Origin of the sequence: Lutimaribacter marinistellae, from assembly GCF_042648365.1 — a bacterium.
Lineage (GTDB): Bacteria > Pseudomonadota > Alphaproteobacteria > Rhodobacterales > Rhodobacteraceae > Lutimaribacter_A > Lutimaribacter_A marinistellae.
In genome coordinates, this window is record NZ_JBHRXI010000017.1 from 18,407 (window position 1) to 30,513 (window position 12,107).

General features: G+C 60.4%; 12 protein-coding genes and 1 pseudogene. 11 read left to right on the forward strand and 2 right to left on the reverse strand.

Going from position 1 to position 12,107, the window contains the following annotated elements; genetic code table 11:
- Positions 1-2: 2 nt before the first annotated feature.
- Positions 3-524 (forward strand): DUF2478 domain-containing protein, encoded by a 522-nt coding sequence (locus ACFORG_RS16585; RefSeq protein WP_386736651.1) that lies wholly within the window; start codon positions 3-5, stop codon positions 522-524.
- Positions 525-1,080: 556 nt separating this feature from the next.
- Here the strand turns inward: ACFORG_RS16585 and ACFORG_RS16590 are convergent.
- Positions 1,081-1,470, reverse strand: a pseudogene (locus ACFORG_RS16590) (transposase).
- A gap of 104 nt (positions 1,471-1,574) precedes the next feature.
- Here ACFORG_RS16590 and ACFORG_RS16595 point away from each other — a divergent pair.
- From ACFORG_RS16595 to ACFORG_RS16640, 10 genes are all read left to right on the forward strand, one after another.
- A complete protein-coding gene (locus ACFORG_RS16595; protein ID WP_386736652.1) occupies positions 1,575-2,015 on the forward strand; it encodes a hypothetical protein in 441 nt (146 codons plus the stop codon).
- A 194-nt stretch (positions 2,016-2,209) separates the two neighbouring features.
- Positions 2,210-3,097: a LysR family transcriptional regulator gene (locus tag ACFORG_RS16600; protein ID WP_386736653.1), complete on the forward strand. Its 888-nt coding sequence runs from the start codon at positions 2,210-2,212 to the stop codon at positions 3,095-3,097.
- 106 nt (positions 3,098-3,203) lie between these two features.
- Positions 3,204-3,827 carry an NAD(P)H:quinone oxidoreductase gene (wrbA, locus tag ACFORG_RS16605; protein ID WP_386736654.1) on the forward strand — a complete coding sequence of 208 codons (624 nt, stop codon included), beginning with the start codon at positions 3,204-3,206 and terminating at the stop codon, positions 3,825-3,827.
- Complete coding sequence (locus ACFORG_RS16610; protein ID WP_386736655.1) at positions 3,827-4,453, forward strand: DsbA family oxidoreductase; 627 nt, start codon at positions 3,827-3,829, stop codon at positions 4,451-4,453. The genes wrbA and ACFORG_RS16610 overlap by 1 nt, the downstream gene beginning before the upstream one ends.
- 11 nt (positions 4,454-4,464) lie before the next feature.
- Entirely contained in the window at positions 4,465-4,614 is a 150-nt protein-coding gene (locus ACFORG_RS16615) for a hypothetical protein (protein WP_386736656.1), read from the forward strand.
- Between the two features lie 22 nt (positions 4,615-4,636).
- A complete protein-coding gene (locus ACFORG_RS16620; protein WP_386736657.1) occupies positions 4,637-5,566 on the forward strand; it encodes an EamA family transporter in 930 nt (309 codons plus the stop codon).
- Positions 5,563-6,291: a DUF4386 domain-containing protein gene (locus ACFORG_RS16625; RefSeq protein ID WP_386736658.1), complete on the forward strand. Its 729-nt coding sequence runs from the start codon at positions 5,563-5,565 to the stop codon at positions 6,289-6,291. The genes ACFORG_RS16620 and ACFORG_RS16625 overlap by 4 nt, the downstream gene beginning before the upstream one ends.
- On the forward strand, positions 6,288-6,788 hold the full coding sequence (locus tag ACFORG_RS16630; RefSeq protein ID WP_386736659.1) for a VOC family protein: 501 nt from the start codon (positions 6,288-6,290) through the stop codon (positions 6,786-6,788). The genes ACFORG_RS16625 and ACFORG_RS16630 overlap by 4 nt, the downstream gene beginning before the upstream one ends.
- A 601-nt stretch (positions 6,789-7,389) precedes the next feature.
- Positions 7,390-8,559: an ABC1 kinase family protein gene (locus ACFORG_RS16635; RefSeq protein ID WP_386736660.1), complete on the forward strand. Its 1,170-nt coding sequence runs from the start codon at positions 7,390-7,392 to the stop codon at positions 8,557-8,559.
- A 345-nt stretch (positions 8,560-8,904) separates the two neighbouring features.
- Positions 8,905-10,248, forward strand: a complete 1,344-nt coding sequence (locus tag ACFORG_RS16640) for a metal-dependent hydrolase family protein (RefSeq protein ID WP_386736661.1) — start codon at positions 8,905-8,907, stop codon at positions 10,246-10,248.
- A 139-nt stretch (positions 10,249-10,387) separates the two neighbouring features.
- On the opposite strand, the gene ACFORG_RS16645 is transcribed toward ACFORG_RS16640, so the two are convergent.
- A complete protein-coding gene (locus tag ACFORG_RS16645; protein ID WP_386736662.1) occupies positions 10,388-11,917 on the reverse strand; it encodes a DUF6538 domain-containing protein in 1,530 nt (509 codons plus the stop codon).
- Positions 11,918-12,107: the final 190 nt, after the last annotated feature.

The following is a 12,107-nucleotide window of genomic DNA, read 5'->3' on the forward strand; positions in this document are numbered from 1 at the left end:
CTATGCAACTTGCCTACACGATGGCCCCCGGGCGCGGTGACACCGATCTTTTGCTGTTCCGCCTCGCCAAAGCGCTGACCAAGGCCGGAGTTCGGACCGCAGGCACCGTCCAGATCAACAGTGAGTCCCCTTCTGGCGGTCCCTGTGACATGGACGTGCAGGTTCTTCCCGATGGGCAGGTCTTTCGCATTTCGCAAAGCCTTGGAACCGGGTCCCGCGGATGCCGACTGGATCCGACCGCCCTGGAGAGCGCGGTCGGATACGTGCAGAAGGCGCTGGATGTCGGTGCAGACTGCCTGATCATCAACAAGTTCGGCAAACAAGAAGCCGATGGGCGTGGCTTTCGCCCGGTCATTGCAGAGGCACTGACACGGGGCATCCCGGTTCTTGTCGGTGTCAACGCGCTGAACTTGTCCGCCTTCAATTATTTCGCTGGCGGCCTTGCGCAGGATTTGCGCCCGGAACTGACCGCTCTCGAAGCGTGGGCTCACCGCAGCTTGGAGATTAAATGCGAAGCGGCCTGAGGTATCCAGCGGGAACAAAGCTGGCGCCACAAAATGGGCAATGGCGGCATGCCACCCGACCAGAAACTGAGAATGGCCGCCGAAATCCTACGACCAAGCACCCTCTGAAACTGGGGAATTATGGCAAGTCTTCAACTTGTCGTGCGCCCTCGCAGCGGCAATCCGCGGCTTCGGACTATCGTTCGAGCTTCAGAGAAGCCCCACATCACCGACCTATTCCTGCCCGACTATGCTGCACGACGACTTGTATGTCCGGTTCGGGGTAGCTGCGCTGCGGCGTTGAGCCGTCCCTCGAGCGGCAGCTTCTCTAATTGGTTGCTTGGGTCAAGCACGGTTTCCTTTTTCAATCGGGGCATTTTCTCTCATCCGGGTCACGCTTCTCTTCGCGGTCTGGTTGATGCCGCGTGGGAAACCGCTGCACGCATGTGTCGGATTGGAAGTGGAGAGCCTCGCTTTGGGACGCGCTTTTCGTTACGCAGCAGCCATATTCGGCTTCATCCACGAACCTCGTCCGGTGAGGACGACCCCGTGCGGTTTTGGTTTTGGGCGATTCAGATCATGATGTGCCATCCACCTTCACCTGACGGAATTCTGTGCCATCTGTCCACATGCAGTGGAGCGGAACGGCCAGTTTGCGCGCGTCTGCGACGGCCGCGCGGCGTCGGCCCTTGGTACGCATCAGTCGCATCCTCCAGGATTTGATCTGCGATCCTGCCATCGTGCGCATTAGCAGTTCATTGGCGGCCGCGTAGAGGGTTGCGCGGACATCTCGATCGCCAGCTCTGGATATGCGCCCCGGGTTGGCATGTTCGCCGGACTGATACCTTCAAAGTGTGAGACCGAAGTGCGCGGCAACGGTTCGGGACTTCTTTAAGCGGGCAGGATCATCTATGGCGGCATTGAAGGTCAGCGCTGCAATTGGACCAACACCTGGCACCGTCATCATCCGTAAGTAGACTTCATCATTCCTGGCCGGACGTTGGACCCGCCGATCCAAATCGAAAAAAGGCGGTATTTCTCACGACGGGCATCCAAGGGCGGTAACATTGCGTGCGCCAAGACCTTGCCGGCTTCGACGAGAGGGCGCACCAAGCCGTCGAAACTGCCATGCTGGACTGTCTTGGGAAGGCGCAGTCCAAAGATCTTCAAAAGGCCCCGAACCTCGTTCGCCAGATCGAGTGTCTTGTTCCGCATCGCCGACGAGGCGGCGCTGACCTGGCGCGCTTCCATGCAGACGACATGAAAGCCTTGGTTCGTAAGCCCTTAGAACAAATGCTGAATCATGGTGCCAGCTTCAAACCCGATCCGCGCTATCAGGTGAGCGAAGCTCTCCTGGCACTTGACGATCTCATCGACATCACAGGCCAGTTCACGTTCAAAAGCAACACCACCCTGCGCATCCACAATTCACAGTGCGCACGGCCGCAACGAAACATCCAGTCCGCAAAAATTCTCCATCGTCTTTCTCCCTTGTTCATAGACACCCTGTGATCCTATCGGGAGTTCGACTTCAGTTCAGGGTCAGCCCAATTAAGCATGCTTTGGGCCGGGCGCATCGATCGTGTCGCGATTTACGAATTACGGGAACGGGACTGTTCCTCTTCGAAAGGACAGGTCGATCGTGTAAGTCTGAATATGCAGCCCGGATACGTCGCGGGTATAGTTGAACTAAAGAACCGAAGACCATGGACAAGCTGTCGGTCATGCACGCCTTCCGCCGCATCGTCGAACGCGGCAGTTTCGCGCGTGCTGCAGAAGACCTCGGCGTGTCGTCTGCGCTTCTGAGCCGCGAGATCAAGCTGCTCGAGGAAAGTCTTGGCGCGACGCTTCTCACGCGCACGACGCGCTCGATGTCTCTGACCGATGCCGGGCAGCTTTATCTGGACGAAGCGATCGGGATTCTCGACGCGGTGGCCCAGGTCGAAACGCGGATCCGCGAGCGCGCCGGCGCGGTGCGCGGGCACCTCAAGGTTAACGCCTCGAGTTCCTTCGGGCAGACCGTGATCGCGCCCATTCTCCCGACGTTCCTCGACGCCCATCCTGACTTGCGGCTCACGTTATCCCTGGACGACCGGGTGGTGGACATGGTCGACGGAGGGTTCGACGTCTCGATCCGTATCCGTGCCGCGATGCCGGACTCCGCGCTCGTGGCGCGCAAGATCGGCAGCATGCGGCAACGGATCTTTGCGTCGCCCGCCTACCTTGAGGCCGCCGGCATTCCACAGTCGCCCGAGGATATCGCCGGGCATAAGATCGTCGGCTTCCTGTTGGCCGATCACCTGACCTCTTGGACCCTGACCGGCCCCTCGGGAGCGGCGACCATCAGCCTCGATCCGTCCGTTCGCGTCGGAAACAGCTTGGTTCTGCGCGACCTTCTTATCGCGGGCCAGGGTATAGGAACCCTGCCGGATTTCGTCTCGAAACCGGCCGAGACGCGTGGCGACCTCGTCAGGGTCCTGTCGGAATGGGAACTGCCCGCACCGGAGATCTTCGCCGTCACCGCCTCCCGACTCGGCATGGATGCGAAGGTGACGGCGTTTCTCGAACACCTGCGCGCCACGCTTCGGCCCTGACATTCTTCAACTGACGTAAAGAATAAAGTGACAGCCGGGCGGTTACTCCGTCCTCGCCGATCCACGATCTTCTGGGTAAGGAAATCCCGAACCTTGAGAGGATCCCATGACCCGCGTTCTTGTTCTTTACTATTCCAGCTATGGCCATGTCCGCGCGCTTGCGCAGGCCGAGGCCGAAGGCGCGCAATCCGTCCCCGGTGCCCAAGTCGACCTGCGCCGCGTTCCCGAAACAGTCGCCGAGGATATCCGGCAGAAGGCCGGCTTTTCCCCGGACGACACACCCGTCGCGTCCCCGGCCGATCTGGAAGCCTACGATGCCATCATCTTCGGCACGCCAACGCTGTTCGGCATGATGGCCGGGCAGATGAAGTCCTTCCTCGACCAGGCGGGCGGCCTCTGGGCACGCAACGCGCTGGTCGGCAAGGTCGCCGCGGTCTTCGCCTCCACTGGCTCGCAGCACGGCGGGCACGAGGCGACGCTGCTCTCGACCCAGATCCCGCTCCAGCATTTCGGGATGCTCATCGCGGGCATGCCCTACAGCTTTTCCGAACAGACGACCGCAGAGGGCATCATCGGTGGCGCCCCCTATGGCGCGGGCACGATCGCCGGAACCGACGGTTCACGCGCCCCCACCGAGACGGACCTGGCGGGCGCTCGCTTTCAAGGTGCCCATGTCGCGCGGATCGCTTCCCGGCTGGCGGGGGCCAAGTTGGTAGAGGAGGCCGCGTGATGGCTTCGCTCACCGTCGACTTCTTCCATGACGTCGTCTGCTGTTGGTGCTTCAATATCTCGTCGCGGATGCGTAGTCTGACCGAGGACTTCAACCTCGGTATCCGGCACCTCACCTTCGTCCTGCAGGCCAGTCCGGCCGAGATGGCCTCGCGCAGGGGCACGCCCGAAGACGCCCGCGAAACGATCCTCGGGCACTGGGCCGTCTGCCGTCAGGTCAGCGATCGCCCCGAGCTTTTCGATACAGACGCCATGCGGGCCGCGCCCTTCGACTACCGCCACGGGATGACCGCGGCTCTTGGCTGCAAGGCTGCGGAACGGATCGGCGGGCAGCCCGCCCACTGGGAGATGTTCGACCGCCTTCAGCACGTCCATCTGGCCGAGGCGCGCAGCGTTGCCCACCCCGAGGTCGTGCTGAGCGCCGCGCGGGAGCTGGGCTTAAAGGCGACAGTCTTCGACGATCCGGGAACCCGTCGCGCCGTCGAGACCGACCGGCAAAAGGCGCGCACCCTGCAGGTCCGGGTCGTGCCCACCCCCATCGTCCGCGAGACCGGCACACGCTTTGTCAACGGACCCCACGAAGATCTGACCGCGCAGCTGTACGCCGCTTCCCGCCTCGTCGCCTGAAAGGAAAAACTATGACCCTCTCGTTTATCCATAGGCGCGGCCGGATCCGCCGCCGCATCCCCCGAGGCATTCCACGCGATCTGCCACCGCACCTGATGCGCGACATCGGCTCCGATCCCTGGCCCGATCGTCTTCCCAAACCCACAGCTGCGCTCTGGTAAACCCCGACAGGACACAAATCCAATGCCACGCTCCACCGACATCCTACTCACCGCGCTCGCCCCGGCGGTCTGGGGCAGCACGTATCTCGTGGCGACAGAGGTGCTGCCCGCGGGCTATCCCATTAGCATGGCGGCTCTGCGCGCCCTGCCGGCAGGGCTGCTGTTGCTGGCACTCACGCGCTGCCTCCCGCCGCGCATTTGGCTCGGCCGGGTCTTCCTGCTTGGCAGTTTCAACTTTGCGCTGTTCTGGGCGCTGCTCTTCGTGGCCGCTTACCGGCTGCCGGGTGGCGTGGCGGCCACGCTCGGGTCGCTTCAGGCAATGATGGTCATCGTCATGGCGCGCGGATGGCTCGGCACGCCAATCCGGGCGGGCGCGGTCGCCGCGGCCGCGACGGGCGTTTCGGGCGTCGCCCTGCTGTTGATCGGTCCTGGTGCCGCTCTCGATCCCGTCGGCGTCGCCGCCGGGCTCGGGGGCGCTGCGTCTATGGCGGCGGGTACCGTCCTGAGCCGGAAATGGCAGCCACCCGTGTCCCCACTCAGCTTCACCGCCTGGCAGCTGACCGCGGGTGGCCTGATCTTGCTGCCTTTCGCCCTGATCATGGAACCCCCGCTGCCCCCCCTGACGGGGACGAACCTCGCGGGGCTTGCATGGCTCGGCCTCATCGGCGCGGCAGCGACCTACGCGCTGTGGTTTCGCGGCGTCTCCCGGATCGAGCCCGGAGCCGTCTCGATGCTGGGCATGATGAGCCCCGTTACCGCCGTATTGCTTGGTTGGGTGGTTCTGGGCCAATCCCTGACGCTCATGCAGGGCCTCGGCGCGGCCGTTGTCCTGGGATCGGTCTGGGCCGGACAGCGGGCGAACCGGCGGTCCGTCCCTGGCGCCTCGGTGGCCCAGTCAAACTCCTGGCACAGGTTACACGATCGTTCTTTCGGAAAGGAAAACCCGTCGTGACCCCCCTCGCACACAGCGACGACCTCTCAAGGAAGTCGCGGGTTGCCGAGTTGCTATACTTGGCCATCATTGTCACCGATCTCGGGGCCGATATACGCCTCCGAAGGATGCTGATCGACTTCCCAGATGCGAACGCCACCGCCGCCGCTATCCTTTCGGCACCCGGTCAGTTCCGCCTCGCCGTTGCTGCAGGTGTCGTGATGGCGCTAAGCGACGCGAGGCTTGCGATCCTGCTTCATTTGATTTTTCGAAAGATGGCCCCGGGCCTTGCTCTGTCTGCAATGGTGTTCCGTCTGATCCAGGCGCTCCTGATCGCCGCGAGCATCCTGGCCTTGCTGGCAGCGTGGTTGGTGCTGACTCGCGACGGTCTATCCGATGCCCCGGTCCTGGCTTCGGTGTTCCTGGACCTGCACGAGTACGGCTGCGATCTCGGTCTGGTGATCTCCGGTGTGAACAGCCTGATCATGGGCGTGCTTGTCTGGCGTTCGGGTCTCGTAGCAAAGGCTTTCGTCGCAGGGCTCGGGATCGCTGGGCCGGTTTGTCTGGCAGGCAGTGGTATGCGGTTCTTCGCACCCGAGCTCTTGCCCATTTTCCTGCCGGCCTATGGCCTGACGTTTCTGGCCGAGACGGCATTCTGTTTGCGCCTACTCTTACTGAATTGGCCGGCCAAACATGACGCACACCGAGTATCATCCGGATCGCAACAACTCGGAGACAACCAATGACCGAAAGAGGCTTCACCGTCCGAGCCCTCGGGGAAATCGCCATCCGTTGCGTCGATTACCCCGCCATGGTCGCGTTCTACCGCGACGTGATCGGACTCGAGCCGATGCGCGACACCGAGAACGCGCCCATCGCCTTCTTCCGCATCGCCGGAGGCTTTGCCGGGCACACGGCGGTGCTGGCCCTGTTCCGCCACGACACAGAGGGCGCGGGCCAAACCCGGGCCGGTGACCGGCAGCCTGCGACGGGTCCGGGATCCTCGCTCCACCATATCGCGCTCAGCCTGCCCTGGGAGGAGCAGGATGCTGTCATCGCCTGGTATGAGGAACTCGATCTGGAATACCATGTCGAGACCTTCAACTGGGTCGGTTGGCGCGGGGTGTTCACCTTCGATCCCGACGGCAACACCGTCGAACTTGTCGCCAAGGATCCGAGTTGGAGTGGTTCCAATGCTACGTCGTCGAGCGCCCGCCCGTCTGACGACAGGAAATCGCAATAAGCAGGCCGTCGAGTTCTACAACCCGACTGCTTGCACGGTCGGCATATGTGGCGGAGTGTTGAATGGACCCATGTTGAATGTAAGCTAAGGATCTAAGGAAAGGCGGCTCACCACCCTTTCGCCGGGGCACTCGCAGCTGTGTCGAGAATGGCGCTACCTGGGCGAACGTCCGGTCCGGTGTGCCGCAGCGCTATACAACGCTGGTCGCGCGAACGGTAGGTAAGGGCCGTTTGTCGTGCCGAGCGCTCCAGATTGTACCGATGCCGCACCGCGTCCGAGATCAGCACCGAGCCGAGGGCGGCCGTCTGGCTATTGCCGGACACCACCGCCAAATCTGAACGAACTTCGGGAAACAATGGCTTTTTGAAGCAGCAATCTCTGAAGCGCAATACTTGCCCGAGGGCATACCTGAGCCATGTATTTCACGGTGTTGTCTTGAAGGGTGAACTCAACTGTGAACACGTCGAATTCGTCCCGCGCCGTTGCCATTCCGTCTGGCCGGATCAGACGCTTCGCGGCGCTCAGCACTATGACGGCAGGCATTGCGGGTTCCGTGGCAGCAAATGCCTTAGGTGAGCTCGGTCGCGGTGGCAGGCCAGACATGCGCCGCTTGCTCTTGACCCCCAGCAACATGACCCGGCTGGCCAATGAACTCGCGCGTATGCGGGGCGCGGCTATGAAACTTGGGCAACTCATCTCTATGGATGCGGGCGAGATACTTCCGCCCGAAGTTGCGGAAATCATGGCGCGGCTGCGGGATCAAGCGCACTTCATGCCACCTAAGCAGCTCAAGCAGGTGCTCGACCGGAACTGGGGCAACAACTGGCTGCGGGTTTTCGAGAGATTTGATGTACGCCCCATTGCGGCAGCGAGCATCGGTCAGGTGCACCGCGCTCGACTGAAGGACGGGCGCGCCGTCGCGATCAAGGTGCAATACCCCGGCATCGCCCGGAGTATAGACAGCGACGTATCCAACGTGAGCACCTTGGTTCGTATGTCGGGCCTCTTGCCGGGCCGGTTTGATCTGGCTCCCTATGCCGAAGAGGCACGCCGCCAGCTTCACGAGGAAACCGACTATCTCCAAGAAGGTGAGCATCTCAAGCATTTCGCGGCGCTGCTGGAGGGCACTTCGACCTTTGCCGTACCGGAGTTTCACCAAGACTGGAGCACAAGAGAAATCCTCGTCATGTCCTATCTCGATGGCCAACCCATCGAGACGGCGGCAACGGCTTCGCAAAGCAAGCGTGACGGCATTGTTCAGCACTTGATCGATCTGACGCTCCGAGAGGTCTTCGAGTTCAACGTCATCCAAAGCGATCCAAATTTCGCGAACTTCCAATACAATTCCGAGACCGGAAAGATCATCCTGCTTGATTTTGGCGCAACGCGTCATCTTGAGCCTGCTCTCGTTAACACCTACCGGCAGCTCTTGCGCGCTGGACTGTCGGATGATGCCATGGGGCTTCGCCGAGTAGCTCGGGATATGCATCTCATCGAAGGGAACGGGCCTTTTGACGACCATGTCATTGGGATGATTGAAACTGTCTTCGGCGCGATCCGCCATAACCCGAGCTTTGATTTCGCCGACCGGACCCTGACGATGAAACTGAACGAACAAGGCATGGCGCTTGCACAAGCGGGCTATCTTCCGCCTCCGCTGCCCATGGATGTCCTCTACCTTCAACGGAAGTTTGGCGGAATTTTCTTGCTTGGCGCCCGACTGGGTGCCGTGGTTCCGGTAGCGGACAGGATAAGGCGATTTCTGGTCTGACCCCAGATTTAGCTCACCTTGGCGAACCGGATCGGAACAAGGCCTGAGCCACTTGTGTGAGTATGGATCACATGAATCGAAAGCGTGTGTTTCATCCGAAAGCGAAACCTTCTCGAAACGGTTTTTTCGCGATCCGGCCTTCTGCCAACGCTTCGTTCGAGCCTTCGCAGCGAGCGGCTGCCTGGAGCCCGAAGCCGGCGTTCTTGCAACGAAGGATGACCTTCAGTTTAACGCCCAAAAAACTCTATACCTTACGTCACCCTCTTCATCGGGTTTACCGGATGGTTTCATAGGCGAGCCTGAGTTAGCCTTAAACAACTTCTTCGGCATCTTGAGGGTTAAGTTATGATCTCAAAACGCCAATTTTTGTCCAGTCTCGCATCGACCGCTGCGCTGGCGCTGGTCCCTGCGCGAGTCCGAGCTCAAGCTCCAGATGCAACGCTCTTCACGAACGTGCGTGTTTATGACGGGATGTCCGATGAATTGACCGAGCTCACGAACGTCCTTGTCGAAGGGGAAATGATCACGAATGTGTCGCCCGCTGCCAATGCCGTGCAAGAGGTGCCGCGCATCGATGGGGATGGGCGGACCCTGATGCCGGGGCTCGTCGACATGCATGTGCACCTGCAGTGGAACCAGGACCCAACTGGCTTCCTGACGGCACGTCCAGATTACGTTGCTGCATTGGCATTGAGCGAAAGTGCAGCCACCCTGATGCGTGGCTTTACAAGTGTCCGCGATACTGGTGGCGGCATTCTCGGTTTGGCCCGCGCCATAGACGAGGGGCTCCACCCCGGTCCGCGCATTCAGGCGTCAAACGCTGCGATCTCAATGACCGCCGGTCATGGCGACCTTCGGCCGCGGTCTGTGCGTCCGCGTGCTTTCGGCGGGCCGCCGTTCACGGAAGCTGAGCGACTTGGGATCACGCTTTTTGCAGACGGGGTTCCTGAAGTACTGGCGGCTGCGCGCGAGCAGTTTCGGCAGGGCGCACACTTCATAAAGATCTTTTCAGGTGGTGCCGTGACCGGGCTCTACGATCCATTGGATATCAACGAGTACTCGCCGGCGGAGCTCGAAGCGGCCGTGGAGGAGGCCAAACGTTGGAACACCTACGCCACATCACACGCATACATGGATACATCGGTTCGGGCCGCGATTGAGGCCGGCTACGAGTGCATCGAACACTGCAACCTCATGACGCCCGAGTCGATGGAGTTGGCCGTTGAAAAAGGGGTCTGGCTTTCAACACAGGTTGGCTTTTTTGCGGCAGAAATCCCGGAAGGGTTCACGCCCGCGCAGGCAGAACGCCAAAAGATGGCGTTTGATGGTCTGGACGCGATGCTGCGACTGGCGCGCGAGTCTGGAGCAAAGATTGCACTCGGAACGGATTTTGTTGGTTCGAGGGAAACGAAAGCAACGCAGTTGGAGGAGTTGCAACTCAGGACACCATGGTTCAGCAACGCCGAAATCCTGCGACAGGCGACGGGCCTGAATGGACAGCTTTGGGGCCTAACTGGCCCGCGTAATCCATACCAGGCCGGACCGGTCGGTGTCATCCAGCCCGGAGCCTACGCCGATGTCCTGCTCGTCAACGGAGACCCGATTGCCGACCTTACGGTCATGGCCTCTCCGGACAACTTCGATGTGATCATGAAGGGCGGCAGAGTGCACAAGAACAATCTGGCCTGAGCCATTTTCCCAGGGTCAAAATAGACACTGGTGTTGCATGCGAATGACCGAAGAGTCCGCATAGCGGAACAACACGGTTTGCGGACACCCCCAAAATCTTCGACGGTCGTTGAAATCAGCATCTGTTCTGGCCATAGCATCATGCAGCCTGCGCACGCGGACGGCGGAGCTCAAATCCCATCTTCAAGAGATGCGCGTCGACTCTGGCCCACAGTTCGGCGCTGGCACGCGGAGACCAGGTGTCCGTCGGGTAAGAAGCCAGCTCCATGTACAAGGCGCGCAGCGCGACGTCCGGACCACTGCCGTAGACCGGGCGACCACGCACCTGCGTCAGCGAATGGCCCATCATGTAAGCCCGCTCTTCGTTGGTGAAGCCCAACGCCTGCATGCGGTCTTCGAAAGTGTGACGAGTAGAGCCAAAGGTGAAGGGGCGCTGCAACGCATCATTGACATCGCGGCCAAGGGCTTCGGCACGGCGCGCGATTTCAGCCTTTTCTGCATCCGTGGGCACTGGGAATAGGTTGTTGTCCCGAAGATATCGGCCGATTTCATTGCTGATCGTGCCTTTGCCACGATACTTTGGAAAACCCTTGGGGTTTCGACGCATGGCGTCGAGAGCAGGTCCAACAAGAGGGATGACCCGCTCGGATGCCTTGTTCTTGATCTCGCATTTGAAGTCATCGCGGTTCACGAAGCCTATAATGACATGCGGGATCGGATGGTCGAGAACGATGTTGTGCGGCGGCAGATCGCAGATTTCGCTCTGCCGGGCACCAGTCTGCGCCACAACGATGGCAATATCCTGGGCTTGAGGGTCTTTGTCCAAGCCAGCAAAGACGTAGCCGGACACGACACGCTGCACCCAGTTGGAGGGGAGCGGAAGCTTGGTGCCTTCGTCATTAGAAAATGATCCGGCGTTCTTGAGGTTCATGCCCTCGAACGGGTTGCGACGCTCGCTCGTTGGGACTGCAAACATCTCGTGGTAGGTGTCGATCATCTGGCGGAAATGCCGGATCTGCTTGTTTACATAGTTTGCCGTTAGCTTGGTCTTTTCCAGACGTTCCAGCCAGTGCTTCTTGAAGGCCATCGCGTTGGCTTCTGAAATCTGGTTTATCGGTTTATCCTCGACAACTTCAATGAAGGATGCAGCCGCCCGCTGATATTTTGATATCCACGCCCGGGTCTGATACGCATTTTTGCGCGAGATCTTGTTCGCGTGGTGACGCTTCATCAGATCAGCCATTTCCGAAACTTTCACTTCGGGAAATTGTCTGACGCCAAGAACTGCAGGAACCGCTTCCGAGGTCGTGCCAAAATTGTCGATCTTTTCGATTCGGGCCAGCACATCTTCGAGCGGCCCGCCCACGATATTCTGCAAAGGGCGAAAAGGCAGCGAGAGGGTTTCCAGGAAACTCGTCATTTGAATGAAGCTGTCGATGGTGCCCCGGCCCTCTTTCTCGGCCAGCAGAGACTCCCACTGCATTTCATGCTGGGTGCGCATTTGCTCGAGCTTGAACCTGGCCTGCCGGCGATCGCGTGTCTTTAGCGATTTGTTGACTTCGCGCCGCGTTTCAACGCTGTAGAACCGGGTGGGAACGCGAAACCGCGCGTAGTACATCCTCCCGCGCAGTTCCAAGCCGTCTGAAAGGGTCGAGGTTTTGTTGCTCATGGTCTGCTCCACAGTCTGCCCCACAAAGGGGCGGTTGCATGGATCGCCCCGAACACGGTCTCGGAGACGATTTCTGCAACGGAACTGGGTGTTTAACCGTGGGCGCGGAAATGGTTTCTCCTCTTCCCGGTTTGCCGTGTGGGGGCACCATTTGTATCTCTGCCGTTTCTCAACCACCAGAGCGCTCTAC

What these genes read in the sequence shown, in the direction of transcription:
- ACFORG_RS16585 (WP_386736651.1), top strand. Translation starts at nt 3, where the DNA reads ATGCAACTTGCCTACACGATGGCCCCCGGGCGCGGTGACACCGATCTT.
- ACFORG_RS16600 (WP_386736653.1), top strand. Translation starts at nt 2,210, where the DNA reads ATGGACAAGCTGTCGGTCATGCACGCCTTCCGCCGCATCGTCGAACGC.
- wrbA (WP_386736654.1), top strand. Translation starts at nt 3,204, where the DNA reads ATGACCCGCGTTCTTGTTCTTTACTATTCCAGCTATGGCCATGTCCGC.
- ACFORG_RS16610 (WP_386736655.1), top strand. Translation starts at nt 3,827, where the DNA reads ATGGCTTCGCTCACCGTCGACTTCTTCCATGACGTCGTCTGCTGTTGG.
- ACFORG_RS16615 (WP_386736656.1), top strand. Translation starts at nt 4,465, where the DNA reads ATGACCCTCTCGTTTATCCATAGGCGCGGCCGGATCCGCCGCCGCATC.
- ACFORG_RS16620 (WP_386736657.1), top strand. Translation starts at nt 4,637, where the DNA reads ATGCCACGCTCCACCGACATCCTACTCACCGCGCTCGCCCCGGCGGTC.
- ACFORG_RS16630 (WP_386736659.1), top strand. Translation starts at nt 6,288, where the DNA reads ATGACCGAAAGAGGCTTCACCGTCCGAGCCCTCGGGGAAATCGCCATC.
- ACFORG_RS16635 (WP_386736660.1), top strand. Translation starts at nt 7,390, where the DNA reads ATGCGCCGCTTGCTCTTGACCCCCAGCAACATGACCCGGCTGGCCAAT.
- ACFORG_RS16640 (WP_386736661.1), top strand. Translation starts at nt 8,905, where the DNA reads ATGATCTCAAAACGCCAATTTTTGTCCAGTCTCGCATCGACCGCTGCG.
- ACFORG_RS16645 (WP_386736662.1), bottom strand. Translation starts at nt 11,917, where the DNA reads ATGAGCAACAAAACCTCGACCCTTTCAGACGGCTTGGAACTGCGCGGG.